At 65.7% G+C, this 26,964-nt stretch carries 25 protein-coding genes; 14 read left to right on the top strand and 11 right to left on the bottom strand.

Features of this window, described 5'->3' with window-relative positions:
- On the bottom strand, window positions 1–642 hold a 642-nt coding region (locus OXS49_RS03690), incomplete at its 3' end, for an ABC transporter ATP-binding protein (RefSeq protein WP_267422079.1).
- A gap of 204 nt (window positions 643–846) precedes the next feature.
- Here OXS49_RS03690 and OXS49_RS03695 point away from each other — a divergent pair.
- Entirely contained in the window at window positions 847–1,446 is a 600-nt protein-coding gene (locus OXS49_RS03695) for an arylesterase (protein ID WP_313901775.1), read from the top strand.
- A complete protein-coding gene (gene thpR / locus OXS49_RS03700; RefSeq protein WP_267421908.1) occupies window positions 1,446–1,985 on the top strand; it encodes an RNA 2',3'-cyclic phosphodiesterase in 540 nt (179 codons plus the stop codon). Before OXS49_RS03695 ends, thpR begins: the two co-directional genes overlap by 1 nt.
- Before the next feature lie 73 nt (window positions 1,986–2,058).
- Here thpR and coaA read toward each other — a convergent pair whose 3' ends face one another.
- The 3 genes from coaA to OXS49_RS03715 all read right to left on the bottom strand — a co-directional run bounded on the left by coaA (window position 2,059) and on the right by OXS49_RS03715 (window position 4,629).
- Complete coding sequence (coaA, locus tag OXS49_RS03705; protein ID WP_244004035.1) at window positions 2,059–3,048, bottom strand: type I pantothenate kinase; 990 nt, start codon at window positions 3,046–3,048, stop codon at window positions 2,059–2,061.
- A complete protein-coding gene (locus OXS49_RS03710; RefSeq protein ID WP_244004037.1) occupies window positions 3,045–3,368 on the bottom strand; it encodes a phosphoribosyl-ATP diphosphatase in 324 nt (107 codons plus the stop codon). Before OXS49_RS03710 ends, coaA begins: the two co-directional genes overlap by 4 nt.
- A gap of 319 nt (window positions 3,369–3,687) precedes the next feature.
- Window positions 3,688–4,629, bottom strand: coding sequence for an aspartate carbamoyltransferase catalytic subunit (locus OXS49_RS03715; protein WP_267421912.1), 942 nt, complete (start codon window positions 4,627–4,629; stop codon window positions 3,688–3,690).
- 583 nt (window positions 4,630–5,212) lie between these two features.
- Between OXS49_RS03715 and OXS49_RS03720 the strand changes: the two genes are divergently transcribed.
- Together OXS49_RS03720 and OXS49_RS03725 are read left to right on the top strand one after the other, a co-directional pair.
- A complete protein-coding gene (locus OXS49_RS03720) occupies window positions 5,213–6,073 on the top strand; it encodes a cytochrome b/b6 domain-containing protein (RefSeq protein WP_267421915.1) in 861 nt (286 codons plus the stop codon).
- Window positions 6,070–7,029 carry a molybdopterin-dependent oxidoreductase gene (locus tag OXS49_RS03725; protein ID WP_267421917.1) on the top strand — a complete coding sequence of 320 codons (960 nt, stop codon included), beginning with the start codon at window positions 6,070–6,072 and terminating at the stop codon, window positions 7,027–7,029. Before OXS49_RS03720 ends, OXS49_RS03725 begins: the two co-directional genes overlap by 4 nt.
- Window positions 7,030–7,033: 4 nt before the next feature.
- Here OXS49_RS03725 and OXS49_RS03730 read toward each other — a convergent pair whose 3' ends face one another.
- Window positions 7,034–7,294 carry a BrnA antitoxin family protein gene (locus OXS49_RS03730; protein ID WP_243999738.1) on the bottom strand — a complete coding sequence of 87 codons (261 nt, stop codon included), beginning with the start codon at window positions 7,292–7,294 and terminating at the stop codon, window positions 7,034–7,036.
- Window positions 7,295–7,322: 28 nt separating this feature from the next.
- Window positions 7,323–7,595 carry a BrnT family toxin gene (locus tag OXS49_RS03735; protein WP_267421920.1) on the bottom strand — a complete coding sequence of 91 codons (273 nt, stop codon included), beginning with the start codon at window positions 7,593–7,595 and terminating at the stop codon, window positions 7,323–7,325.
- A gap of 207 nt (window positions 7,596–7,802) precedes the next feature.
- Here OXS49_RS03735 and topA point away from each other — a divergent pair, with 207 nt between their 5' ends.
- The gene (gene topA / locus OXS49_RS03740; RefSeq protein WP_267421922.1) at window positions 7,803–10,511 is read left to right on the top strand and encodes a type I DNA topoisomerase; all 2,709 of its coding nucleotides are present in this window, start codon (window positions 7,803–7,805) and stop codon (window positions 10,509–10,511) included.
- Between the two features lie 158 nt (window positions 10,512–10,669).
- Here the strand turns inward: topA and OXS49_RS03745 are convergent, their stop codons facing one another.
- Window positions 10,670–10,858, bottom strand: a complete 189-nt coding sequence (locus OXS49_RS03745) for a hypothetical protein (protein ID WP_243999732.1) — start codon at window positions 10,856–10,858, stop codon at window positions 10,670–10,672.
- Between the two features lie 386 nt (window positions 10,859–11,244).
- On the opposite strand from OXS49_RS03745, the gene parE reads away from it, so the two are divergent.
- The gene (gene parE / locus OXS49_RS03750) at window positions 11,245–13,305 is read left to right on the top strand and encodes a DNA topoisomerase IV subunit B (RefSeq protein WP_243999730.1); all 2,061 of its coding nucleotides are present in this window, start codon (window positions 11,245–11,247) and stop codon (window positions 13,303–13,305) included.
- Window positions 13,306–13,460: 155 nt separating this feature from the next.
- Here the strand turns inward: parE and OXS49_RS03755 are convergent, their stop codons facing one another.
- Entirely contained in the window at window positions 13,461–13,952 is a 492-nt protein-coding gene (locus OXS49_RS03755) for a PRC-barrel domain-containing protein (RefSeq protein ID WP_243999728.1), read from the bottom strand.
- Window positions 13,953–14,140: 188 nt separating this feature from the next.
- A complete protein-coding gene (locus OXS49_RS03760; RefSeq protein WP_243999726.1) occupies window positions 14,141–15,007 on the bottom strand; it encodes a porin family protein in 867 nt (288 codons plus the stop codon).
- Window positions 15,008–15,421: 414 nt separating this feature from the next.
- Here OXS49_RS03760 and OXS49_RS03765 point away from each other — a divergent pair, with 414 nt between their 5' ends.
- The 3 genes from OXS49_RS03765 to OXS49_RS03775 all read left to right on the top strand — a co-directional run bounded on the left by OXS49_RS03765 (window position 15,422) and on the right by OXS49_RS03775 (window position 18,639).
- On the top strand, window positions 15,422–15,754 hold the full coding sequence (locus OXS49_RS03765; RefSeq protein WP_267421931.1) for a hypothetical protein: 333 nt from the start codon (window positions 15,422–15,424) through the stop codon (window positions 15,752–15,754).
- Window positions 15,755–15,941: 187 nt separating this feature from the next.
- On the top strand, window positions 15,942–17,477 hold the full coding sequence (locus tag OXS49_RS03770) for a DEAD/DEAH box helicase (RefSeq protein WP_267421934.1): 1,536 nt from the start codon (window positions 15,942–15,944) through the stop codon (window positions 17,475–17,477).
- A gap of 103 nt (window positions 17,478–17,580) precedes the next feature.
- On the top strand, window positions 17,581–18,639 hold the full coding sequence (locus OXS49_RS03775) for a GGDEF domain-containing protein (protein ID WP_243999720.1): 1,059 nt from the start codon (window positions 17,581–17,583) through the stop codon (window positions 18,637–18,639).
- 151 nt (window positions 18,640–18,790) lie between these two features.
- Here OXS49_RS03775 and OXS49_RS03780 read toward each other — a convergent pair whose 3' ends face one another.
- The gene (locus OXS49_RS03780; RefSeq protein ID WP_243999718.1) at window positions 18,791–19,168 is read right to left on the bottom strand and encodes an iron-sulfur cluster assembly accessory protein; all 378 of its coding nucleotides are present in this window, start codon (window positions 19,166–19,168) and stop codon (window positions 18,791–18,793) included.
- A 122-nt stretch (window positions 19,169–19,290) separates the two neighbouring features.
- Complete coding sequence (locus OXS49_RS03785; protein WP_267421938.1) at window positions 19,291–20,274, bottom strand: threo-3-hydroxy-L-aspartate ammonia-lyase; 984 nt, start codon at window positions 20,272–20,274, stop codon at window positions 19,291–19,293.
- 498 nt (window positions 20,275–20,772) lie between these two features.
- Between OXS49_RS03785 and OXS49_RS03795 the strand changes: the two genes are divergently transcribed.
- The 5 genes from OXS49_RS03795 to OXS49_RS03815 all read left to right on the top strand — a co-directional run bounded on the left by OXS49_RS03795 (window position 20,773) and on the right by OXS49_RS03815 (window position 25,681).
- Window positions 20,773–21,351, top strand: a complete 579-nt coding sequence (locus OXS49_RS03795) for an HNH endonuclease (RefSeq protein ID WP_267421941.1) — start codon at window positions 20,773–20,775, stop codon at window positions 21,349–21,351.
- A gap of 99 nt (window positions 21,352–21,450) precedes the next feature.
- Complete coding sequence (locus OXS49_RS03800; RefSeq protein ID WP_267421943.1) at window positions 21,451–21,729, top strand: hypothetical protein; 279 nt, start codon at window positions 21,451–21,453, stop codon at window positions 21,727–21,729.
- 410 nt (window positions 21,730–22,139) lie between these two features.
- Window positions 22,140–23,132, top strand: coding sequence for a site-specific integrase (locus OXS49_RS03805; protein WP_267421945.1), 993 nt, complete (start codon window positions 22,140–22,142; stop codon window positions 23,130–23,132).
- A gap of 618 nt (window positions 23,133–23,750) precedes the next feature.
- A complete protein-coding gene (locus OXS49_RS03810) occupies window positions 23,751–24,536 on the top strand; it encodes a hypothetical protein (RefSeq protein ID WP_267421947.1) in 786 nt (261 codons plus the stop codon).
- Between the two features lie 86 nt (window positions 24,537–24,622).
- Entirely contained in the window at window positions 24,623–25,681 is a 1,059-nt protein-coding gene (locus OXS49_RS03815; protein ID WP_267421950.1) for a DUF4062 domain-containing protein, read from the top strand.
- Window positions 25,682–26,964: the final 1,283 nt, after the last annotated feature.

Raw genomic sequence — 26,964 nt, forward strand, 5'->3', positions numbered from 1 at the left:
GGTGCGGTCGCACAGGCGGGCGAGGCCGTTGTCGTGGGTGACCAGCACCAGCGTCGCGCCGCGGTCGCGCTTCAGCCGGAATAGCAGGTCGACGATCTGCCGGCCGGTGGCCTCGTCGAGGTTTCCGGTGGGCTCGTCGGCGACCAGGATCGCCGGATCGGGGGCGACCGCTCGGGCGATGGCGACGCGCTGCTGCTCGCCGCCCGAGAGTTGCGCGGGGTAATGGTGCAGCCGGTGGCCGAGGCCGACCGCCTCCAGCTCGGCGCGGGCCCGCTCCAGGGCGCCGGGCCGGTCGGCGAGTTCCAGCGGCAGCGCCACGTTCTCAAGCGCCGTCATGGTCGGCACGAGGTGGAAGGCCTGGAACACGATCCCGATCCGCCGGCCCCGGAACCGGGCGAGCGCATCCTCGTCGAGGCGGACGAGGTCGGTCTCCTCGATGACGACGCCACCGGAATCCGGCCGCTCCAACCCGGCCATGACCATCAGCAGCGTCGACTTGCCCGAGCCGGACGGGCCGACGAGCCCCACCGCCTCGCCGCGGCCGACATGCAGCGAGATCCCCCGCAGGACATGAACCCGGGCGGCGCCGCGGCCGAGGCTGAGATCGATGTCGGACAGCGCGATCGCGGGGGCCTGTCCCATCTTGTCTTGGCTCATCGGGCGGCCGATCTGTGGGCGATGACGAGCATGGCGCGCGAGGTCCTGTCTTGGTTTCGATCTTGGCTGCACGGGCCGTGGTTGCACCGCGATATGGGTCGCACATTGGGGCCGCGCCATGATGGCGGCGCTGTGTTCCGGCGCACGGCCCTGTTTGCCGCAGCGCTAACGCTCCTGATGGTCCCTTTCATGACAGCGCTGCAGGCCGCTCCGGGCGGCCCGATCAAGCTCGTTGCGCTGGGCGACAGCCTCACCGCGGGCTACAAGCTCCCGGCCGACGCCGCCTTCCCCACCGTGCTGGAGCGGCTGCTGAAGGCCAGGGGCGTGGACGCGACGGTGGCCAATGCCGGCGTCTCCGGCGACACCGCCACGGGCGGGCTCGACCGGGTCGACTGGTCGGTGCCGGACGGGACCGACGGGGTGATCCTCGAACTCGGCGCCAACGACATGCTGCGCGGCACCGACCCGACGGTGACCGAGGGCGCGCTGTCGGCGATCGTCGCGCGGCTGAAGGCGCGGGGCATCCCGGTCCTGCTCGCCGGCATGCAGGCGGCCCCCAATCTCGGGCCGGACTACAAGGCGCGGTTCGACGCGATCTACCCGACGCTCGCCAAGCGCTACGACCTGATGCTCTATCCGTTCTTCCTCGACGGGATCATCGGCGACCGGGCACAGCACCTCGACGACATGCTGCACCCGAACCGCCAGGGCGTGGAGACCATCGCTTCCCGCATGCTGCCGACGGTCGAGACGTTTCTAGGAGGCCTCCGGCAGGGGGCGTCGCGGTAGTGCCGCGCCTGTTCACCGGGCTGGCCGTGCCGCCGGAGATCGCGGACACGCTGAAGGTGTTTCAAGGCGGATTGTCCGGCGCGCGCTGGATCGAGCCCGGCGACTTCCACGTGACCCTTCGCTTCATCGGCGACGTCGAGGCGCCCGAGGCCGACGAGGTGGTCGAAGCGTTGTCCGAGATGCGGGCGCGCCCCGCCCTGACGGTGACGCTCGATGGTCTCGGGATCTTCGGCGGCGACAAGCCGCGGGCGCTCTACGTCTCGGTGGTGCCGGAGGCGGGTCTGATGGATCTGCAGGCCGAGCAGGAGCGGCTGGTCCGCCGGGCCGGACTCGCGCCGGAGCGGCGGAAATTCACCCCGCACATCACGCTGGCCCGCCTGCGCCGCGACGCCACGCCGGAGGCCGCCGCGATGTACCTGTCGCAAGCGCCGACCTTCGCGCCGCTGACGTTCGATGTCGACCGGGTGACGCTGTTCTCGGCGAAGGCATCGACCGGGGGTGGGCCGTACGTGGCGGAGGCGGCGCTTTCGTTCGTGTAGTTCGCGGTCCGGATTAGCCGCGCGGCTTCCCTCCCCCGCAAAGGGGGGAGAAAGACGCGCGCCTCCAGTGCCTCTACAGCCGCCGCAGCGCCACGCTCTCGATCCGGTGGCTCGCGCCCTTGGTCAGGATCAGGCTCGCCCGCTGGCGCGTCGGCAAAATGTTCTCGCGCAGGTTCGGCAGGTTGATCGTGGTCCAAAGCCGGTCGGCGATGTCGAGCGCCTCGGTCTCGGGGATCCCGGCGTATTTCCGGAAGTAGGAGCGCGGGTCGCGGAACGCGGTCTGCCGCAGCTTCATGAAGCGCGTGACGTACCAGCGATGCAGGTCGTCCTCGTGGCCGTCGAGATAGATCGAGAAGTCGAAGAAATCGGACACGAACGGGATCGCGGTCCCGTCCCGCGGCAGGCGGGCGGGCTGGAGCACGTTCAGGCCCTCGACGATCAGGATGTCGGGGCTCTCCACCACCCGCTCCTCCCCGGGCACCCGGTCGTAGACGAGGTGCGAGTAGAGCGGCGCGGTCACCCGCTTGTGGCCGGCCTTCACGTCGTGGAGGAAGCGCAGCAACGCGGCGGTGTCGTAGCTCTCAGGGAATCCCTTGCGTTCCATCAGCCCGTTGGCGGCGAGCTCGGCGTTGGGCAGCAGGAACCCGTCGGTGGTGACGAGATCGACCTTCGGGGTGTTGGGCCAGCGCGCCAGCAGGGCGGTCAGGATGCGGGCGGTGGTCGACTTGCCCACCGCCACCGAGCCGGCCAACCCGATGATGTAGGGCGCTTTGGTCTCGCGCTCGGCCAGCAGGAAGCGCTGGGTCGCCTTGAACAGCCCCTGCGTCGCCGCGACGTAGAGGGCCAGCAGCCGCGACAGCGGCAGGTAGATCGCCACCACCTCCTCGACCGAGATCGGGTCGTTGATCGATTGCAGCCGCTCGATATCCTCCGGCTTGAGGGTGAGCGGCGTGTCGGCGCGCAACTGCGCCCATTCCTCGCGGCTGAAGCGGCGATAGGGCGAGAGCCCGGCCGACGCTTCGAGGATCGCCTCGACCGAGCCCGGCAGCGCGGCCGCGTTCACGTGGGCGGCCTCGCGGCCTTCTCGGCGATGCCGCTCTGGGCGGTGCGGCGTTCCAGTTCCGCCATCACGGCATCGAGTTCGACCTCGCCGGCGCGCAGCAGCACCACGAGGTGGTAGAGCACGTCGGCGGCCTCGTTCCTCAGGCCGGTCTTGTCGCCCTGCACGGCCGCGATCGCCGCCTCCACGGCCTCCTCACCAAGCTTCTTGGCCGCCTTGGCGGGGCCCTCGGACAGGAGCTTGGCCGTGTAGGAGGTGGCCGGATCGGTTCCGGCCCGGCTCGCCACCAGGGCGGCGAGATCGGCGAGCGTGTAGGCGGTCATGAAGCGATCTGCATGTTACGACGGCCCCTTATAGGGAGCAGGACCGGAATTCGGCAGGAAACTGCGTCACGGCCGCCGCGCGGGCAAGCCGCGCGGGTGAAGCTGGGCGGGGATTGTCCGGTGCGCCGCCCTTTCCCCAGGCGCACGCAGCGTGAACGGAATGCGACCCGGGATCCAGCAGAAGACGGCGCGAAGCGTCCAACTGAACCAACCTGTGCCGCTTGCGCGGCCTTCCCTATGCTGGGTCCCGGATCGCCTGCCACTGCGTTCCAGGCGTCCGGGACAGAGCGGCGTCTCATGGGCCCCACCGCCGCGCCGCCTACTCGTTCGGCAGGTGCCGGGCCAACGCCTCCAGCACCGCCATGCGCACGGCGACGCCCATCTCGACCTGCTCGCGGATCAGCGACTGCGCCCCGTCGGCGATCTCCGAAGAAATCTCGACACCCCGGTTCATCGGGCCCGGATGCATCACGAGCGCGTCGGGCTTGGCGAGCGCCAGCTTCTCGCCGTCGAGGCCGAAATACCGAAAATACTCCTTCACGGAGGGCACGAACGAGCCGTTCATGCGCTCGCGCTGGAGGCGCAGCATCATCACGATGTCGCAGCCGTCGAGACCTTTGCGCATATCCGTGAAGGTCTCGACGCCGAAGCGCTCGATTCCCGCGGGCAGCAGCGTCGAGGGCGCGATCAGGCGGACCCGCGCGCCCATCGCCTGCAGCAGGATGATGTTGGAGCGCGCCACCCGCGAGTGCAGGACGTCGCCGCAGATCGCCACCTGCAGGCCCTCGATCCGGCCCTTGTTGCGGCGGATGGTGAGCGCATCGAGCAGCGCCTGGGTCGGGTGCTCGTGGGCGCCGTCGCCGGCATTGACCACCGCGCAATCGACCTTGCGGGCGAGCAGATGCACGGCGCCGGCCGATTCGTGGCGAACCACGATGATGTCGGGCCGCATGGCGTTCAGCGTCGCCGCGGTGTCGATCAGGGTCTCGCCCTTCTTCACCGAGGACGAGGCCACCGACATGTTCATCACGTCGGCGCCGAGCCGCTTGCCGGCGAGCTCGAAGGACGATTGCGTCCGGGTCGAGGGCTCGAAGAACAGGTTGATCTGCGTGCGGCCCCGCAGGGTCGTGCGCTTCTTCTCCACCTGCCGCGAGATCTCGACGGCGGCATCGGCCGCGTCGAGCAGCGCTTCGATGTCGGGCCGGGTCAGCCCCTCGATGCCGAGGAGGTGCCGGTGCGGGAAGGGCGCGAGGCTCGTCATGATGAGGCCCGGGTGTAGGTGCGGCGCGGCCGGTGGGCAAGGCTGCTGCTCTCCCTCCCCTGCCGAGGCTTGCGGATTCACACATCGGGTTTGGGATCATCGTGCGGTTGTCAAATGGGGCGGCCCGGCTGGCTCATGCGCCCTCCCTCCCCCCTTTGCGGGGGAGGGTGGCCCCTGCGTCAGCAGGGGTCAGGAGAGGGGAGCGCGGTGTCCGGAGAGGATGCGACCGGCATGAAGTTCACGACCGCTTCTGAAGCCGGGTTCCCCCCTCGCGGGACTTCGTCCCGACCCGACTCCCCTCCGGGGGCCACCCTCCCCCGCAAAGGGGGGAGGGAGAGGCGCGGAGCCGCCTTCCCCATTCCAAGAGAGACGTGTGGATCCGTTAGCGCAGAGGGGGGCGGGAGGACGCGCGGGGATTCAGGCTGGGTGGTGCTCCGAATCGGCCCAGCCGCTTGGGAGGGGAAAAGCCTGCGGCCTTTTTTCCGGCGGATGGTAACCGAACGCCCCTGCCCCACGTATCCGCCCGAACGGCCGGGACGCATATCCTTCCCGGCCCCGCACCGCCTCCCCGGGATCCGAACGCTTGGCCGCCTCCCCTGCCCTCGAAGCCCCCGAGACCGTCGACCGGCAGGGGCGCCGCTGGTTCTACCGCCACCCGCTGGTGATCCGGCTGGCGCACTGGATCAACGCCGCGGTGCTGCTCGTGCTGCTGATGAGCGGCCTGCAGATCTTCAACGCCCACCCGGCCCTCTACTGGGGCGCGGTCTCGACCTTCGACACGCCGGCCCTCGCCATCACCAGCGATCAGGGACGCGACGGCACCAACCGCGGCGTCGTGACGGTCGGCGCCCACACCCTCGACACCACCGGCGTGCTCGGCCTGTCGGAAGAAGGCGGCACCGAGGTCGAGCGCGCCTTCCCGGCCTGGGCGACCCTGCCGGCCAACCAGGACCTCGCCACGGGGCGGCGCTGGCACTTCCTGTTCGCATGGCTGCTGGTGATCAACGGCGCGGTCTACCTCCTGTACGGGCTGGTCTCCGGCCAGCTTCGCCGACGTCTGATCCCGGACGGCGACCAGATCCGCCATCTCGGCGGCTCCGTGAAGGAGCACCTCCTCCTGCGCTTCCCCGAGGGCACGGAGGCCAAGCGCTACAATGCGATCCAGAAGCTGACCTATCTCGTGCTGGTGCTGGGCCTGCTGCCCGCCATGGTGCTCGCCGGTCTCGCCATGTCGCCCGGGATGGACGCCGCCTGGCCCTGGCTCACGGAGCTGTTCGGCGGCCGGCAATCGGCCCGCAGCATCCACTTCATCGCGGCCGGGCTGATCGTGCTGTTCGTGGTGGTCCACGTGGTGCTCGTGATCGTCTCCGGGCTCGTCAACAACATGCGCGGCATGATCACCGGCTGGTTCAGCCTCGGCCGTGATCGGGAGAGCGTGCGATGATCCTCCACCGCCGCAAGCTCCTCACTGCGGGCGCGGGCCTGATGGGCACCGCCTTGCTCGGCGGCTGCGACCGATTTGCCGGGACCGGGACGGGGCAGCGCACCCTTAAGGTCGGCGAGGACGCCAATGAATACGTCCAGCGTTTGCTGATGTCGCCGACGACGCTGGCCCGGGAATTCCCGGCTTCGATGATCTCGCCCTGGTTCAAGCCGAACGGCACGATCGACCCGCCGGACCGCACCTACCGGGCGATGGCGGCGCAGAACTTCTCGGACTTCAAGCTCTCGGTCGACGGGCTCGTCCAGACGCCGCTCTCGCTCAGCCTCGCGGACCTGCGTGCCCTGCCCGCGCGCACCCAGATCACCCGTCACGATTGCGTGGAGGGCTGGAGCTGCATCGGGCAATGGAGCGGCGTGCCGCTCGCCGAGGTGCTGAAGAAGGCCGGGCTGAAGCCGCAGGCGCGCTACGCGGTGTTCCACTGCGCCGACACCCTGGAGGTCGAAGCGGGCCCCAAGGGCGGGGGCAAGGGCCGCGGTCAGGGGGCGTCCCTGTGGCGCCCGACCCATCCCGGGGCGGTGCGCGAGGCTTATGTCCAGCTCGCCGCCGCCGACGATTGGGGCGGCCCGGCCACCGCCACCGATGCGCCGAAAGACGATTGGGGTCAAGGCGATGCGGCCCCGGAGCCAGAGCCGATCGGGACGCCGATCCGCTACTATGAGAGCATCGACCTCTATGACGCCTTCAATCCGCAGACGATCCTGGCCTACGACCTCAACGGCAAGCCGCTTCCGGTCTCGAACGGCGCGCCCCTGCGCCTGCGGGTGGAACGCCAGCTCGGCTACAAGCAGGCCAAGTACGTGATGCGGGTGGAGATGGTGGAGTCGCTGGCCGGCATCGGCCAGGGTAGCGGCGGCTACTGGGAGGATCGCGGCTACGAATGGTACGCGGGGATCTGAGCGCTTAGCGAGATTTCAACGTACGCTCGCGCTCGATCGCCTCCGTCAGGACGGTGTTGATGCGGGCTTGCCAACCCGGACCCTGGGCGCGGAAATATGTCACGATCTCCGGCAGGAGATGGATTGCGACCATCGCGTCGGACCTGCCGGTCGACCCACGCCGTACGAATCGGTCGCCGACATAAAAATCGGCGCGCGCGAGCATCGCGTCCGTCAACTCGGGGATCTCGTCGTACTCCTCCTGCGTGATCGTGTGTGCGTCCACCTTGGCCAGGTCGCTCTTGATCGTAGCCTCAGCGGATGAGCGGTGCGTAGCGCTTCTGCTCTCTGACATTGGCCTTCCTGATCGAGAAAACGTGACGGTCCCGCCCGCGCGGAGTCCAGATTATGTTCGTCATGCGACCGGCCAGGAAGCCGACGGTGACGATACGGCATTCGCCGTAGTCCTGGCGGGTATCTTCGAACGTGAACACCGGACCTTCGAACACAACGGCTGCGTCCTCGAAATCGAGTCCCCGTTCCGCCAGCGTCCGATCGCGCTTCGCGGGATCGTAAGTGATCGCCATCGCACACGAGTCATATAGGCCTCGTGCGCGGCCTACGCCGACTCCCTCGGGTGAAGCTTGCGTCACCCCCGCCATTTGACAACCCGCCGCCCGTGACCCACTTGTCCCCGGCGCGCGGCCCCGGCCCGACGGCGGGCATCTGTCCCACGCGAATCTCGAACAGAATTCGTCCGTCGCGCCCAGGCTCCGTCAGGGGCAGAGGTCTGTATGAAAGTCGTCGTCGTCGAGTCGCCGGCCAAAGCGAAGACAATCAATAAGTATCTCGGCCGCGACTATGAAGTGATCGCCTCCTTCGGGCATATCCGCGACCTGCCGGCCAAGGACGGTTCGGTCGATCCCGAACAGGATTTCAAGATGATCTGGGAGCTGGCCGACCGTGGCGCCAGCCGGGTCAGCGAGATCGCCAAGGCCGTCAAGGGCGCCGACAAGCTGATCCTGGCGACCGACCCGGATCGCGAGGGCGAGGCGATCTCCTGGCACGTGCTGGAGGCGCTGAACGCCCGCAAGGTGCTCAAGGGCATCCCGGTCGAGCGCGTGACCTTCAACGCCATCACCAAATCCTCGGTCGAGCAGGCGATGCGCAAGCCGCGCGAGATCGACCAGGCCCTGGTCGATGCCTACCTGGCGCGCCGGGCGCTCGATTACCTCGTGGGCTTCAACCTCTCGCCGGTCCTGTGGCGTAAGTTGCCGGGCGCCCGCTCGGCGGGGCGCGTGCAGTCGGTGGCGCTCCGCCTCGTGGTCGAGCGCGAGATGGAGATCGAGCGGTTCAAGCCGCGCGAGTACTGGACGCTCATCGCCACGCTGACGACCGCCGACGGCGCCACCTTCGAGGCCCGGCTCGTGGGCGCCGACGGCAAGCGCATCCAGCGCCTGGATGTCGGCACGGGCGAGGAGGCGGCCGCCTTCAAGCGCGATCTCGAACTCGCGACCTTCCAGGTGGCGAGCGTCGAGGCCAAGCCCGCCAAGCGCCATCCGCAGCCGCCCTTCACGACCTCGACCCTCCAGCAGGAAGCCTCGCGAAAACTCGGGATGGCGCCGGCCCAGACGATGCGGGTCGCCCAGCGCCTCTACGAGGGCGTCGATGTCGGCGGCGAGACGGTCGGCATCATCACCTATATGCGGACCGACGGCGTCGACATGGCGCCGGAGGCGATCCAGGACGCCCGCCGGGTGATCGGCAAGGAGTTCGGCGACCGCTACGTGCCGGACGTGCCGCGCAAGTACACTGTCAAGGCCAAGAACGCCCAGGAGGCCCACGAGGCGGTGCGGCCGACCGATATGGGCCGCCTGCCGAAGGCCGTCGCGCGCCACCTCGAGCCCGAGCAGGCCAAGCTCTACGACCTGATCTGGACCCGCACCATGGCGAGCCAGATGGAATCGGCCGAATTGGAGCGCACCACCGTCGATGTCACCGCGAAGGTCGGGCCGCGCCAGATCGATCTGCGCGCCACCGGCCAGGTTGTGAAGTTCGACGGCTTCCTGGCGCTCTACCAAGAGGGCAAGGACGACGAGGAGGACGAGGAGAGCCGCCGCCTGCCGCCCATGAAGGCCGGCGATCCGCTCAAGCGCGAGCGGATCAGCTCGACCCAGCACTTCACCGAGCCGCCGCCGCGCTATTCCGAGGCGAGCCTCGTGAAGCGCATGGAGGAACTCGGCATCGGCCGCCCGTCCACCTATGCGGCCGTGCTCCAGACCCTGCGGGATCGCGAATACGTCAAAATCGAAAAGAAGCGGCTGCAGCCGGAGGATAAGGGCCGGCTCGTCACGGGCTTCCTGGAGAGCTTCTTCCGGCGCTACGTCGAGTACGATTTCACCGCCAGCCTGGAGGAGCAGCTCGACCGGGTCTCCAATGCCGAGATCGACTGGCGGGCGGTCCTGCGCGACTTCTGGCGCGACTTCTCCGCCGCGATCGGCGAGACCAAGGAGTTGCGCGTCACCGACGTGCTGGAGGCCCTGAACGGCCTGCTGGGCCCACATATCTTCCCCGACAAGGGCGACGGCTCGAACCCGCGCACCTGCCCGACCTGCGGGGCCGGCCAGCTGTCGCTGAAGCTCGGCAAGTTCGGCGCCTTCATCGGCTGCTCGAATTACCCGGAGTGCAAATACACCCGTCAGCTCTCGGCCACGGGGGTCGATGGCGACGGGGACGGCTCGTCCGCCGAGGGCGGCCAGCCGGGCGTGCGGGTGCTGGGCAACGATCCCGTCACCGGTCTGCCGGTGACGCTGCGCGACGGGCGGTTCGGTCCGTTCGTCCAGCTCGGCGAGGCCTCCACCGAGAAGGACGCCGCGAAGCCGAAGCGCTCGTCGCTGCCGAAGGGGGCCAGCCCCTCCTCGGTCGATCTGGAGAAGGCGCTGGCCCTGCTGTCGCTCCCCCGCGAGGTGGCGCGCCATCCCGAGACCGGCGAGCCGATCCTGGCCAATCTCGGCCGGTTCGGGCCCTACGTGCAGCACGGGAAGACCTACGCCAATCTCGGCAAGGACGACGACGTGCTGGAGATCGGCGGCAACCGCGCCATCGACCTGATCGTCGCCAAGGAGCAGGGCGGCGGACGCGGGCGCCCGGCCGCCGATCCGGGCCGGCCCATCGGCAAGAACGAGACCAGCGGACGCGACCTCGTGGTCAAGGCCGGCAAATACGGCCCCTACGTCACGGATGGCGAGGTCAACGCCACGCTGCCGAAGACGATGGCCGCCGAGGCGCTGACGCTCGACGAGGCGATCGCGCTGGTGAATGCCAAGCGCGCCGCGGGCGGCGGCAAGCCGGTCAAGCGCGGCGGCGCGCGGAAGACCACGGCCAAGCCCACGGCAAAAACGTCGTCCCGTGCGGCCAGCGGCGACAAGACGACGGCCAAGAAGGCACCCGCGAAAAAGCCGGCCGCTAAAAAGGCGCCGGCGAAGAAGACGGGGGCTGGCTGAACGCACCTTGGGGTGGAGGAGACGGTGATCCCATCCACCTCCTCATCCTCAGGACTCCGCTGCGCTCGGGCAGTTCTGGATGAGGCGGAGGGTTGGACGTCGAACGGAATTCGCTCCGGTTCACGCCTGCCGGGAGCACGTCACGGATCCTGTCCGGCTCAGACCAGATAGGTGATCGTCGCCGCGACCGCGGTCGCGAAGGTCGCCAGCGCGATCGTGGTGGCGTTGACCAGGGCGCGCGCAGTCGGAATGCCGGCCGCATCGTCGTCACATCCGAAGGCGGCGCCGGCCGCATGCTCGAAGCGAATCAGCGTCAGGCGACGGGCCTCGATCGCGGCGTCACTCATGGACTGAGCCTCCCAGGACTGCAGCCCGCTGGCCACGGTCAAGTTTTATCTTCGCCAATAACGTCGCGCGTTCGGAACCGTTCCGGCGGAGATCTACTGTGATCCGGCGGTTGCGTCGCGAGAAAGCTTTAACCCATTGTTGTGCAACACTGCGATGACGCGCGGCCGAAAGGTCCCGTACGGGCGCGCCGAACAGCCCCTCGCTCGCGGCGGCGCAGCATGCGATGATAGCGCCGCGTCGCCAGAGCGAAACGCTCCAGGCGAATGGCTTTGATGTTTCCGTTTTGTTCCGCTATGTTGCGGGGATGAAGGCGCATGCTCCACGACCCCAGATCCGTCTGCGCGATTCCGAGCCGGCCGACGCGCCGCGCCCGCGGAGGCCGCGCGTGAGCGATCCGGCACGCGACATGTTCGGGCCGGGCGGGAAGGGCTCGGCCGCCCGTTCGCCCGAGCCGCGGCGGCGCCTGGAGGCCACGGCCTCGGTCACAGCGCTCGCGGCCGCCGAGCCCGAGGCCGGCTACACCGCCTCCGACATCGAGGTGCTGGAAGGCCTGGAGCCGGTCCGGCGCCGGCCCGGCATGTATATCGGCGGCACCGACGAGCGGGCGCTGCACCACCTCTTCGCCGAGGTGATCGACAATTCCATGGACGAGGCGGTGGCGGGCCATGCCAGCTTCATCGAGGTCGAGCTGGAGGAATCCGGCTCCCTCGTGGTGACCGATAACGGCCGCGGCATCCCGGTCGACCCGCACCCGAAATTCCCCGGCAAGTCGGCGCTGGAGGTCATCATGACCACGCTGCACGCCGGCGGTAAGTTCGACTCGAAGGTCTACGAGACCTCGGGCGGCCTGCACGGCGTCGGTATCTCGGTGGTGAACGCGCTCTCCGACCTGCTCGAGGTCGAGGTCGCCCGCAACCAGACCCTCTACCGCCAGACGTTTTCACGCGGTCATGCGCAGGGGGCCTTGGAGCTGGTCGGCCGGGTTCAGAACCGGCGCGGCACGCGGGTTCGCTTCCATCCCGACGCCGAGATCTTCGGCTCGCTGAAGTTCGACCCGCGCCGCCTGTTCAAGATGGCGCGCTCGAAGGCCTACCTGTTCGGCGGCGTCGAGATCCGCTGGCGCTGCGCCCCCGCCCTGCTGGAAGGGCTGGCGGACGTGCCGGCGGAGGCGGTGCACCGCTTCCCCGACGGGTTGCGCGACTATCTCGCCCGGGACATCGAGGGCAAGGAACTCGTCACCGAGGCGATGTTCTCCGGCAAGATCACCAAGCCGGGCTCGCACGGGTCGCTCGAATGGGCGGTGGCCTGGATGGTCACCGAGGACGGGTTCTCGCACTCCTACTGCAACACGATCCCGACCCCCGAGGGCGGCACCCACGAGGCCGGCCTGCGGGTCGCCCTGCTGCGCGGCCTGCGCGAGCACGCCGAGCGGGTGAACCAGGCCAAGCGCATGACGGCGGTCACCACCGACGACGTCATGGCGACCTGCGCGTCGATGCTCTCGGTGTTCATCCGGGAGCCGGAGTTCCAGGGGCAAACCAAGGACAAGCTCGCCACCGTGGAGGCGCAGCGCATCGTCGAGACGGCGGTGCGCGATGCCTTCGACCATTGGCTGGCCGCCTCCCCGGCCCAGGCCAACAAGGTCCTGGATTGGGTGATCGACCGCGCCGAGGAGCGCCTGCGCCGCCGCCAGGAGAAGGAGGTCGCCCGCAAGAGTGCCACCCGCAAGCTGCGCCTGCCCGGCAAGCTCGCCGATTGCTCGGCGGCCGGCACCGCGGGCTCGGAGATCTTCATCGTCGAGGGTGATTCGGCCGGCGGTTCGGCCAAGCAGGCCCGCGACCGGGCGACCCAGGCGATCCTCCCCTTGCGCGGCAAGATCCTGAACGTCGCCTCGGCGAGCCGGGACAAGCTCGGCGCCAACCAGCTGATCTCGGATCTGACCCTGGCGCTCGGCTGCGGCACCGGGACGGCCTTCCGCGAGGCGGATCTCCGCTACGACAAGGTGATCATCATGACGGATGCCGACGTGGACGGCGCCCACATCGCTTCGCTGCTGATCACATTCTTCTACCGCCAGATGCCGAAGCTGATCGACCGCGGCCACCTCTACCTCGCGATCCCGCCGCTCTACCGGCTGCAGCAGGGCTCGAAGGTGGCGTATGCGCGCGACGACGCCGACCGGGAGCGGATCACCAAGACGGTGTTCAAGGGTGGCAAGGTCGAGATCGGGCGGTTCAAGGGCCTGGGCGAGATGATGCCGGCCCAGCTCAAGGAGACCACCATGGATCCGAAGAAGCGCACCCTGTTGCGCGTGGCGATCCTGGACGAGGCTCGGGAATCGACTGGCGACACGGTCGAGCGCCTGATGGGCAACAAGCCCGAGGCGCGGTTCGCCTTCATCAGCGAGCGCGCCGCCTTCGCCGAGGGCGCGGATCTCGATATCTGAGGCCCCTGCTCCGGCCGCCGCATCGCGTGATGCGGCGGTGTAAGGCAATGAGAAGCCTGCCCGCGCGCGTTGCCATCGGTCGCGACTCGATACGCGCGTTGCGACGCGCGCTCTTGCGCCGAGCCCATGTCCGCTTCGTCGGGGTGCGCTTCAGCCTACTGCGCGGCGATCGCCTTCGCGGGATCGAAGGGCTGGGCGGCGGAGATCGCGTCCTTGCTCATGTTGAGGACCGCCGAGAACCGGTCGCCGCCCGGCCGCAGCACCAGGGCGCCGGGCTCCACCGCGATGTGCTTGCTGCCGATGCCGAGGAAGCCGCCGACATCGAGCACGACTGCCTTCAGGGTGCCGCCATCGGCGATCAGCAAATTGTCGATCTTGCCGACGCTGTCGCCCGCGGCGTTGCGCACCTCTACCCCGATCATCGTCGTGGTCAGGAACGCGACAGGCTTCAATCCCTGACGCTTCGCCGCATCCTGGGCATTGGCCGCCTCCATCAAGCGGCCGGCTCCGGTGCCGCCGCCGGTCGATGTCCCCGGCCCCGTTCCCGGCAGGACCGTGCCGTTGCCGATCACGCTCGTGTCCTGGGCATGAGCCGGGGCGGCGGCGAGGAAGGCCGCCAGCGACAGGAGAAGACAAGGGTTCCGCATGGCTGATCGCTCCGCTGCGCCCTGGTCCAGCGGGCGACGCGGGCACAATCGTTCGGTCCCGGCCCGGTTCCGGCCCGCCATGTCGCACCCGCCCCTCTCGTTCGGGGTCCACAGAACGAAAAAGGGCCCGGCCTTGCGGCCGGACCCGTTCGCGACGGAGCCGGGAAACCCGGCCCCGTGCGCGAAGCTCAGTACGAGCCGAACTTGTAGTTCATGCCGGCGCGGATGACGGCGAACTCGGTCTTGGCGGCGCCACCGTTGAGGTAGACGGTGCCGTTCGGGGGCAGGACGCCGGGGAGGTAGACGCCGGAGGCGGCGTTCTTCTGGCGGTCGAGGTTCACGTACAGGCCTTCGACCTTGAACGTCACGGCCGAGGACTTGAAGAAGTTCAGGAACGAGTCGGTGGGCAGCGCGTACTCGACACCGCCGCCGACCGCGTAGCCGGTGCGGAAGCTGTCGCGGAACCGACGGCCAGCGAAGTTCTGGTCGTCCTGGCCCGAGCCGTAGGCGTAACCGCCGGTGCCGTACACGAGGGTCCGGTCGAAGGCGTAGCCGATGCGGCCACGCGCCGTGCCGAAGTAGTCGAGGCCATTGCCGCTGGTGGCGACGTAGGCGCGCGGGCTGGTGAAGGCGTAGCCCGGATTGCCGAGGCCGGTGTAGTTCTGCGTGCCGTTGGCGCGGCGGGCGAAGTCGACATACTGGGCGTCAGCCTCGAAGCCGATCACCACGCCGGAGCCTGGCGTGAACTGGTAGTTGTAGCCGACCTGCGCGCCGCCGGTGAAGCCGTCGTTGCTCGGCCGCTTGTTCACGCTGATGACGCCAGCGGTGTCCTCCGATCCGACGACCGAGCCGGCCGGCAGGTTGTAGTTCGTGGTGCGGCGGCTGTTGGCGTCGATGCCGTAGCCGGCGTTTCCACCGAAGTAGAACCCCGTCCAGGTGAAGACCGGCACGGGCGCGAAAGCGGGCGGCGGGGCCGCGCGGCGCGGCAGGTCGGCCGCGGAAACTGCTGCGGCGGTGCCGACAAGCACAGTCGACGCAAGGAGAAGCTTCTTCATAGTTCCAAAGGTCCTGGGTTGACGGGAGCCGGCAGTCTTCTAAGCGCTCCGGTGCGCAAGGTCTGTCGCTTTACTGCAACAAGCATCGGCAGACTAGATGCTTCCTATCAACGAATCATAAAGACTTCGACCCGCTGTAATCCTTCATGAGAGCGATGTGGACGTAATAAGTGCGTTTGATAGTCTGATAATTGATTTGTAGATAGCGATATAAACTGAAGTTCAAGTTGCGATTAGATGATCGTTGAGGGAAAATACAATCGAAAGCGTCAACTCAGGAAGCTTCGGGTGCGGAAACGGCACTGCCCCGTTTTGGATCTGTCCGGCGGCGCGGCGCGTAAAGTCCGGGTTAACCCTGTCATCCGATGAGTCCTGGTCGAAGACCGGGCGCGCGCTCGGCAGAGTGAGTCGCTCATGCCCGTCCGCCACGATCAGGCTCCGAAATCCTTCGGCCGGCGGCGGCCGGTCGATGCGCCAGGCCCGGAACGCACCAAGTCGGATACATCGGCGAGCCTGCTCGGCCGGACGCTGCTCGTGTCGACGGTGGTCGGATTCCTGGCCGTCCTCGGCACCACGCAGCTGGCCCGGTGGATCGCGGCCGGCGATGCGCCCGCCCGGATCGTCCATGCGGCCGGTCCGGTGCCGGTCGAGCCCGAGACCACCGGCGCGATCACCGCTGCCGGGGCAGCGCGCGGCACGCATCTCGACCCCTGCCGCCTGGCCGACCCGGCGCCGCTCAGACCATGATCCGCTGTGCGTGGCGGCGCAGGGTCGCGCATTGCGAGATTGACAAGTCGCGCCAACCCCCTAACTGACTCCCAGCATGCGCCCCGCGGCCCCGGGAGCGTACCAGCGCCCCGCGCGAGCCATCCCCAGCCGTTGCCGCGACGGTGTCCTTCGCGCCGGCCGGGCGCGCAACGGTTCCTGAACGCAGATGCCTTTTTCCGACCTGGGACTGAGTGAGAAAGTCCTGAATGCCGTCGAAGCGGCGGGATATACCGAGCCGACGCCGATCCAGGCCGAGGCTATCCCCCACGTGCTGGCGCGCCGCGACGTCCTCGGCATCGCCCAGACCGGGACCGGCAAGACCGCCGCCTTCACGCTGCCGATGCTGACGCTGCTGGAGAACGGCCGCGCCCGGGCGCGGATGCCGCGCACGCTCGTCCTCGAGCCGACCCGCGAGTTGGCCGCCCAGGTGGTCGAGAATTTCGACCGCTACGGCACCAACCACAAGCTCAACGTGGCGTTGATCATCGGCGGCGTCTCCTTCGCCGATCAGGACGCCAAGCTGATGCGCGGCACGGATGTGCTGATCGCGACGCCCGGCCGCCTGCTCGACCATTTCGAGCGCGGCAAGCTGCTGCTCACCGGTGTCGAGCTCCTCGTGATCGACGAGGCCGACCGGATGCTCGACATGGGGTTCATCCCCGATATCGAGCGCATCGTGAAGATGGTGCCGTTCACCCGGCAGACCCTGTTCTTCTCCGCGACCATGCCGCCGGAGATCGAGCGGCTGGCCGACATGTTCCTGCACAACCCGCAGCGGGTCGAGGTGGCGCGGGCGGCCTCCACGGCCACCACGATCACGCAGCGCCTCGTTGCCACCGGCTCCGAGGGCCATTCCAAGCGCGAGCGGCTGCGGGACCTGATCCGCGGCGAGGCCGAACTCAAGAACGGGATCATCTTCTGCAACCGGAAGCGCGATGTCGCCCTGCTGCAGAAATCCCTGGTGAGCCACGGCTTCGACGCCGCGGCGCTCCACGGCGACATGGATCAGCGCGCCCGCACCACCGCGCTCGACGCCTTCCGGAACGGCGAGACCGCCCTGCTGGTTGCCAGCGACGTGGCGGCCCGCGGGCTCGACATTCCGGCTGTCAGCCACGTCTTCAACTTCGACGTGCCGCACCACCCGGAGGACTACGTCCACCGGATCGGCCGTACCGGGCGCGCGGGCCGGAGCGGCACGGCCTACACGCTTGCGTCGCCGGAGGATGCGCGCTCGCTCGGGGCTATCGAGACGTTGATCGGCCAGCCGATCCCGTGGTTCGACGGCGATCTGACCTCGGTGGCCGATTCCTCCGGCGAGACCAGCACCCGCCATCGTGGCCGCTCCGGCGAAGGCCGCCGGGGGGGGCGCTCGGCCAAGGGCACTGCCTCGGGCGCTGCCTCAGGCGGTGGTCGCAGCGCCGAGGCCGGGGAGCGCCCGAAGGCGCGCGGCGGGCGCGGCGGATCGTCTGCTGCTCCTCGGGCCGAGGGCCGGCCCGTATCCACTGCTCCGCGGGCCGAGAGCCGGCCCGCGTCCGGCGCCCCGCGGGCCCAGAGCCGGCCCGCGCCGGAGCCGCGCCGCGAGGAGCGGGCGCGGGACGAGCGCGGGCGCCGGGGCGAGGCGGAGGGCGACACCCCCGTCGGCCTGGGTTCGCACGTGCCCGCCTTCCTGCTTCGTCCAGTCATGGCGAAGAAAGATAAATAACGAGACTATTCCGGCTTAACGTCCCATCTACCCACCTGCCGTAGATTGGTTTTCAGGCCCCGAGCGCTGAAGCGCCGGTGGTCTGGGGAGCGGCAGGACCGGAATGAGCCAGGAGACCCATTCGGATCGTGATCGCAGCTTCGCGCTGGCGAAGCGGGCGCACGATCTGATTCGCGACTACGGCCCCTCCGCGACCCCCCGCGCCTACGCGGTCTGGTACACCTACGTCGCGGCGGAAATTCCGCTGCTCAGCGACGCGGTGAAGCGCCTCACCACGCAGAACGGCGGCCTCACCGAGGCCGATATCGACGACCTGCACGACACGTATCTCGACGGGCGGCGCCTTGCGACCGCGGCTGGCGACATCAGCGGCGTGGTCCTGAGCGAGATCGCCGCCGTCACCGATATCCTCGATCTCTCCCTCGGCTCCACCGCCCAGTTCGGCGAATCCCTGCGCGGGCTGGCCCAGGACCTCGCCCAGGGCCTGCCGAGCGGCGCGCGGCTGGGCGAGATCGTCGCGACGCTCGCCTCCACGACCCGCGAGGTCGCGGTGAACAACCGGGTGCTCGAAGCGCGCATGCGCGAGACCCGCAGCGAGATCGAGACCCTGCGCGAGAAGTTGGAGGCGACCCGCCTCGAAAGCCTGACCGACACGCTGACCGGCCTCTCGAACCGCAAGTCGTTCGAGGAGGCCTTGAAAGCGGCCATGGACGCGGCGCGCCTACGGGCCGGCCCGATGAGCCTGATCATCCTCGACATCGACTTCTTCAAGCGGTTCAACGACCAGTACGGCCACCTGACGGGTGATCAGGTGCTCCGGCTCGTGGCGATCGTGATGCGCGAGAAGGCCGGCAAAACCGCGCAGCTCGCCCGGTTCGGCGGCGAGGAGTTCGGCATCGTCCTGCCCGGGGCGGACCGCAGCGCCGCGCGGCAGGTGGCCGAGACGGTCCGCGCCAGCGTGATGGGGCGGGAACTCGTGAAGCGCTCGACGGGGGAATCGCTCGGCAAGGTCACGGTGTCGCTCGGCGTGGCGGTTTTGCGCCCGGGCGATACGCCGGCCTCGCTGATGGAGCGGGCCGACCTGTGCATGTTCGCGGCCAAGCGCGGCGGCCGCAACCGCGCCGTGGACGACACCGCCGAGGCCCTGACGCAGGTGGCGTAACGGGTTTCGAAAGGGCGAGCCCTTTCGCGGGTGCAGGGCAGAGCCCTGCGAAACGGCTCTTCCACCCCCCTCGAAGGAGGTGGAAGAGCCGTTCGTCGGGGTTTCACCCCGACACCCCACCAAAGGACTCGTCCTTTGGAAACCCGGGACTTCAGACCGGAGCGGGGATCCGGTCGGCCGAGACCGGCGTGATCGCCACGGACTCGCCGCAGCCGCAGGCCGAGGTCTGGTTCGGGTTGTTGAACACGAACTGCGACGCGAGCTTGTTGGTGGTGAAATCCATCTCGGTGCCGAGCAGGAACAGCACCGCCTTCGGATCCACGAACACCCGGACGCCGCGATCCTCGACCACGTCCTCGCCGGGCTTGACGGCTTCCGCATACTCCATCGTGTACGACATGCCGGCGCAGCCGCCGTTGCGCACGCCGACCCGCAGGCCGGCGATCGGCCGGTCGGCATCCGCCATGATCGCCTTGATCCGATCGGCGGCCCGATCGGTCAGCGAGAGAACCTTGAACCCAGTCGACATCGTCACCCTCCCGCCGATCCGGGTTCAAGGCCCGGGGGCGCGCATTCTGACGGCTACAAGATAAGCATTGGGCGGCCCTCGGTCCACCGCGCCCGGGTCACACCCGCCCGGCATTCGGCGCGTCAGGCGGTGAGCTGCGCGAAGGTCGCGAGATCGACGTTGCCGCCGCTGATCACCACGCCGACCCGCTTGTCCTTGATATCCACGAGCCCGTGCAGCACCGCCGCCGCGGCGAGGCAGCCGGTCGGCTCGACCACGATCTTCATCCGGCTCGCGAAGAACCGCATGGTCTCGACGAGCTGCGCGTCCGAGACCGTGACGATGTCGGCCACGTGGCTCTGGATGATCCCGAAGGTGAGCGCGCCGAGCGCCGTCGATTGCGCCCCGTCGGCGATGGTGCGGGGCACCGGGATCGTCACGATATTGCCATCCCGGAACGAACGCTGCCCGTCATCGCCGGCCTCGGGCTCGACGCCGATCACCCGGCAGCCCGGGGACAGTTCCGCCGCGGCGAGCGCGCAGCCCGCGAGCTGGCCGCCGCCGCCGAGGCAGGCCACCAGCACGTCGAGCGGGCCCACGGTCTCGATCAGCTCCTGCGCCAGCGTCCCCTGCCCGGCGATGACGTCGGGATGGTTGAACGGCGGGATCAGCGTCAGGCCCCGGGGCTCCGCGATCGACCGGCCGAGCGCCTCGCGGTCCTGGCTGTAGCGGTCGTACAGGATCACCTCGGCGCCGTAGCCGCGTGTGCCCGCGATCTTCGCCGCCGGGGCGTCTTCCGGCATGATGATCGTGGCCGGGGCGCCGAGCAGGCGGCAGGCCAGGGCGACCGCCTGGGCGTGGTTGCCCGACGAGAAGGTGATCACCCCGCGGGCGCGCTCCGCCTCGGACAGGGCGCTGATGGCGTTGTAGGCCCCGCGGAACTTGAAGGCCCCGGCCCGCTGCAGGTTCTCGGCCTTGAAGAACAGTTTTGCGCCGGTCCGCGCGTCGGCGGTGCGGGAGGTGAGCACCGGCGTGCGGTGCGCGGCCCCCGCGATCCGCTCGGCCGCGCGCGCCACGTCGGCATAGGTGGGCAGGCCGGAGGCCGCCGCGCCGTGTTCGCCCTGCATCGGATCCCGACTCGCTCCCGCTTCGTGTGGGGTGAGTCATACGGGCGATCGGGCCCGCGCGCATCCCGGTCCCATGCACAGCCGGAAGCGGAGCCATTCGCCGGCTCAGGGCTTGTCCCGGCGGGATCAATCTTGGCAGCAGCGCTGGGGGGCGGCATCGCATGCGGATGGGATCGAACGGACGGCGCGGCACGGGCTCTGACCGGCTGGCCGGAGGGGCGCCCGGTGAGCGGCTGGGTACGCGCGCAAAAGCCGGGCGACGGGGCCCATGAGGTCACGTTCCGAGGCCGCGGGCTGGCCCTGCGCGCCGGCGGACGGCTGATTCTTCTGGTGTGTCCGCTCTGCTCACAGCGGAACGCGCAGCGGGGGGCCGAGCGGGGGATTTGTGAGTGGTGCGCGTATGTACCCTTGCCGGAGGAGGCGGAGCCGGTGGAGGTGGGGCGGGGGTGACTGCTAAACTTCCTTCTACAGATTTGTAGCTTCGTCAAAATGAAGCGCGTGCAATCCGATGAAGAGATCGAACGACTGATCGATGAGTCGATGAGCTTCTACATGAAGCATTATGATTTGAAATTCTGGCGTATTGCTCCTGATGAGCCGAAAATCATCCTAGGTCGGGCAAATGAAAATCGATGCCGGTTTTGCAGAAAGACGGCGCCTGAAGTGAAGTTTAAAAATATTGCTCACGCAATCCCGGAAGCGCTCGGCAATAATACGATCTTCACGAGATACGAGAGCGATGATTGTAATCAGCTGTTCGGTAATACGATAGAAAACGATTTTGGAAATTGGTTTTTGCCTAGGAAGGTATTTGCTGGTCTTAGGGGCAAAAACAAGTATCCGACATTCAAGAGCCGGGATAAGAAGTCTAGAATAGATTGGAGCTACCAGGGAATGCATGTTGATCATCAGGAAGATAGTGATTTTTTTGTTGTCGATGAAATAAATAAGACACTTCAATTCGATATGGATGTTCCTTCTTATGTTCCAAGCAATGTTTGGAAAACATTCATCAAGATGGGGATTAGTTTAGTCGAAGATGAAAAATATCGATATTTTGGTGATGCAGTGGCTTGATTGATGGGGTCACTGCGACCAGAGGAGATTGTTCGGACGTGGCCCATCCAGTCCTACACGATGCCAGGACCAAGTAGGGCTTCGAGTATAATCGTTGCAATGCTTTATCGAAACAACGATTATTTGAAACTGCCTTATGCGATGCTGGTAGTGCATTACGGCATGCAGTCTTTTCAGATAAATATACCTTCGGCTACGAAAGATTTTGCGGTAGAGATAGACGGCTTGGAGATGCCTATCTTGCCGCTGTTTAGCGCGGAGGAAGTCAAGAAATATGGTATTCCGCAACTAAAAGAACTAGATTTGTCAGGCGATCAATTGGTCAGAGGCGAAAAATTGATATTCAAAGGGACGTATGGCGACCGTGGGGATTTGTAATTCACAGCTCGGTTGGGCGCTGCTTCCGAATATACAATCGGCATATAAATTCTTATTCGCACTACGGTAGCGGAATAAGAAAGCATACCTCGGAACGCTCGCCGATGAGCATTCCGAGGCCTTGATCTAATTGAGCCTGCGAAATCGGATAACTCAGCCTACGTATGGATCACCTTCCCATACGCATCCAGCACGCTCTCGTGCATCATCTCGCTGAGCGTCGGGTGCGGGAACACCGTGTGCATCAGCTCCTCCTCGGTGCTCTCCAGGTTCATCGCCACGTCTCTATTCGTGAGCGGTGTCAGGCACATAGCCGACTTGGGCTTGGTCCACACCATCTGACCTGAGACTGACCTACGGACCCCTTCGGAACTCGCTGGCACAATCTGGGCACAGTGAGACCGACTTTCATGGCAACCATCAGAAAGCGGAACGACAGGTGGCACGTTCAGGTCAGGCGTAAGGGCTCCCCTGCCCTCACCCGGTCGTTCTTGACGAAGGCTGATGCTCAAGCCTGGGCGCGACACATTGAGGCAGAGGCAGACCGGAGGGGCCTCCCCGCAAGCCGCAGGGTCCTCGATGACGTGACCGTGGGTGACCTCCTAGTCCGCTACCGGGATGAGGTGTCACCGACCAAGCGGGGCGCCTTCAGGGAGGCCATGGCGATTCGGGTGCTGCTGAGACACCCACTCTCCAAGACGCCTCTTAGTGCCCTCACGGTCGCCAAAGTGGCCCACCACCGAGACACACGACTCAAGGTCATCAAGCCTGGCAGTGTGAACCGGGAACTTGCCATCTATCGACATGCCCTGGAGGTCGCACGGCATACCTGGGGCTATCCGATCCCTGAGAACCCATTCACGTTGGTGAAGAAGCCCAAGGTGTTCAACGCCCGGTCTCGTCGTCTGGAGCCTGGGGAATGGGAGAAGCTGCGAGCCGCCTGTCAGAAGTCCAGGAACCCACACGTCCTCGATATGGTGGAGTTTGGCTTGGAGACGGCCATGAGGCGCGGAGAGGTGCTGAAGGTTCGCTGGGGAGACCTCGATGAGGCGAAGCGCACCCTCCACATCCCGCTGACCAAGAACGGTCACGCTCGGACCATCCCTCTGACCTCCAGAGCCTTGAGCATTCTAACGGCCCGAAAGCCTGAGACCCCAACCGGCCAGGAGCTTGTGTTCCCGACCACGGAGGATGCCGTGAAGATGGCCTGGAGGCGCATTATGGGACGCGTGGACCTACCGAACTTCCGGTACCACGACCTCAGGCACGAGGCTGTCACTCGGTTCTTTGAGATGGGCCTGAGCATCCCCGAGGTGGCTCTCATCAGTGGGCATCGAGATACCCGGATGCTCATGCGGTATACCCACCTGAAGCCCGAAGCGGTGGTGATGAAGCTACCCTAACTAGGTCTCACCGGTCTTCCTCGACGGGCGGCTGAAGTGGTCCAGGGAGCGCGTAATGGCCCAGAGCTTACGCCCAAGGTGCTCCCTTGTTTCTCGCAGATGCTTCGCGGTAGTCGGTTGATTGGGCTTGGCGGTTTGCGGCATAGGGGCGCGCTTTGAGGACGGTTCACACCATAGGTTACGAGGGGTGTCGCCTTGAGGCTTTCATCCACACACTCCTAGAGAACGATATCGACCACATCATTGACGTCCGCGACAGACCTATCTCCAGGAAGCCAGGCTTCTCCAAGAATGGCCTTCGGGCTGCTCTGGCAGAGGCAGGCATTGCTTACACCCACTTGCAATCTCTGGGAGACCCAAAGCCGGGCCGCGATGCTATGCGGCAGGGTAGATACCACGATTTCTTACGGATCTACACAGATCATCTTGGGAGTGGATCTGCGCAACTTGGTCTGAACGAGGCGGTCGGGATTGCAAAGCGGTCAAACTCAGCTTTGATGTGCTTCGAGAGAGACCACAAGACCTGTCATCGCTCTCTTGTGGCAGACTGTATGGCAACGCTAGAACCGTTCTCCGCAATCCACCTTCAGGTTGCGATGCCGGTCCAGGGTGGTGCGAATGCTCCAGCAGCAGGAGTTAGCGCGGGCGGGTGAAGCACAGGCTGTCGTACTCGTTAAGGCTCTGCCTCAAGCCGGGGGCACCTATGGCGAGACCGTCTGTGTCGCGGCAATTGATGAGTACGGAAAGTGGCTAAGGCTCTATCCCGTCACCTTCAGGCAGTTAGCAGACGCTAGACAGTTTGGACGCTGGGACCGAATACGTTTCAAGTGGCGCCTTCCCGAGGCGGCCAAAGACCGGCGCTCCGAGTCCAGGCGGGTTGATCCGCAGAGCATCGAGATAACTGGCAAACTCAAAGAGCGTGAACGGGAACGCTTCCTCGGCAAAGCCATCGTGACCAGCACCAAGCGGGAGTATGAGGAGGGCCGCAGCCTTGCTCTCATCCGCCCTGAGAACCCGGTGTTCTTCTGGAAGAGGCGGTCACAGGCTGACCTCGACAAGGTTCGGCAGGACTATGAACGCCTTCAGTCTACCTCAGACCTGTTTGGTGGTCAGCAGGTAGTCCCGAGAGAGCCTGCACCATACGAGTTCTATTACAGGTATCGAGATGATGACGGGGAGCATGAGCCCCGCTGTCACGACTGGGAAATTGAAGCCACGTTCCTCAGGCGACGTTATGAACTTGGGGAGCAAGGTGCTCTGGACTGGATGATGGCTAAGTTTGGCCAAGAGTACCCTACCAAGGGCATGGTGTTGGCTATGGGCACCCACTCTCAGCGCAACTGGCAGTGGATGATTATTGGCGTCGTACGGCTTGACCCCATCAGGCAGGCTGCTCTGTTCTGACGCATTTTGTTGACGTGAGTGATACCCCACTAAGCAGTTGGTGACTCTAAGAACGCTCAGGCGGATGAAGCGGGCAGACGAAAGCAATGGCTGATAAGAGGTACCAAGTTTTCATTAGCTCTACATTCACGGATCTCAAGGAAGAGCGCCAAAAGGTGATGCAGTCAGTCATGGAGATGGACTGTATGCCTGCAGGTATGGAGCTATTCCCGGCTTTAGATCAAGAGCAGCTTGATTTCATCAAGACCGTCATAGACGATTCAGATTACTATATTATTATTTTGGGAGGTCGCTATGGGAGTATGAACGCCGAGGGCATAGGTTATACTGAGGCTGAATACGACTATGCCGTGTCTAAAGATATCAAGGTAATTGCTCTGGTTCACGCCGATCCAGGTGCTTTGCCCGCAGTGAAGTCTGAACTTAAGGAGGAAACCAGGGTCAAACTTGAGGCGTTTCGCACCAAACTACTGACGGGCAGGCTTGCACGGCACTGGGAGAAGGCCGAGGAGTTGCCTGGGCTGGTGGCTCTAAGCCTCAGTAAGACCATACGTACCTACCCAGCAATCGGATGGGTGCGGGGAGATCAGGCGGCCTCTGCAGCGAGTCTTCAAAGAATCAGTGAGTTAACGATTGAGAACGCCTCGCTTAAAGAGCAACTGAGAGAACTCAGGGCGCTCGCCCAGCCGCCAGTACCTGCGAATTTGTCGAGGGGAGCGGATAAATTTACTGTGACAGGAACTCACTCAGAGCACCATTCGCGGGTTTCGAGAACGTACAAGTTCGCACATACGCTGAGTTGGGATGATTTGTTCAATATGGTCGGTTTCAAAATCCAAAAACCAGGAACCCAGGAATACGTCAAAATCATTCTAGAAGGCCGGCTTGCAAAGCAGTATGGCCACTCAAGCTGTAGCATAAACGACCATGACTTCGAAACCATTCAAGCTCAGTTCGTTGCGTTGCGGCTTATCAAGACTACCGTCGCGCAATCGTTGAAGGGTACTACTCACATTTGGTGGGAAGTTACCGCTTATGGCCTTCAGTATCTCCACGAGGGTCGTTTAGTCCGGTCTGCCACCGACGGAACTGATCCCGGGCAAGATTCTGCTCTGCCTCCACTCGATGGTGCCCAGGCCGAATGACACATTACGCTAAGGGCGCCCTTTGAGCATCCAGCCGACCCTATGTGCCAAGGCATAGCCCTTCGGGGTGAGCAGGTACTGAACCTGCCTACGGCTCTCAGGGTGCGGCCGAGAGGACACCAGATGCAACGGGGTGTCCCGGACCCTGCTGTGCCCCCCGATTTCCATGAGCGTCCTGGAGGCCACCGGCTGGATGGTCCCTAGCATTTGAGCGTAGTCGGATGGCCCCAGGCCGGGGCTCAGGGCGACCGCCAGGAAGGTATCGATGTAGCTTGAAGGCAATCCCGGCTCCAAAGCTCGAAAGGCCCCTACGGCGTCCCTGAGGCGCATGAGGCTGGTTAGGGGAAGTCCATCATTTCCGGTAAGTTCGCCGCTCATACGCGCTCCTATTGATCTCGGATTAGCTTGCGTCAGTAACAAGAAAAGGCCCCGAAGGGCCTGGGTCGTTTTTAGTAGTCCAGGTGAACCTCAAGGGTCAGTATGTGGTCCATGATGTCTTCGGCGTCATCGTCTTCGCTCACCGACAAGTAGTCAGCCTCCCACTTGCCTGCGGGTGCGCTCTCCAGTCTCTCTCGGCCCTGGGGTGTCAGAGCGGCGAACGCGTAGTGATCCGTCGAGGGCCCTGGGTGGCGTGGGTGCCCCTTATTAAAGAACACTATGTCGTAGTGCAGCGCGTGCAACATCATCTCAGCCCTTGACCGTCGTATGTATCTTGCGGTCACGCTTACGCCTATCTCACGGCCATTTGCTGTCCACAAGTGTTATTCGGCTGTATGAGCAGCATAAATACATTCCGATTGCCATGGGATACCAATCGCGATCTGTAGATAGGCCTGCGGACCCTCCGGACTCAGCGGAGTCCCACGAAAGACACCACACGGTAACCTTGAACAACGACGAGAGGCTTTACCGGGAATTTGAAAGTGGGTGGGCGGTCACTGATCTGAGTTCGTAGGGCGAGAGAGGACCCGCCGGAGTCCTAGGCCTCCCTTCAGTTCTCCCCGGCTCAACCTGGGAGCCAACAAGGTCAGACCTATAGATACAGCTAGACAAGCAAGCACTGACCTACCATGTGCATACAATCCGGCCGCACCTTGGGGGACATTGGTCGCCAGTCAGTTGAGCCCTGCTGCTTTCAGGAACACACTACCCAACATAGCGAAGCAGAAGCCAACAGGGATGATGGCAAATATGGTCAGTGGGTTACCCCATGCCTTGTCACTGAGGGACATGAGGATTGCAGCTACCGTCAGTCCGAAAAACCATAGCATGTGCGTGGTCCT

This window comes from Methylobacterium sp. GC_Met_2 (assembly GCF_026540795.1).
Classification (GTDB): domain Bacteria; phylum Pseudomonadota; class Alphaproteobacteria; order Rhizobiales; family Beijerinckiaceae; genus Methylobacterium.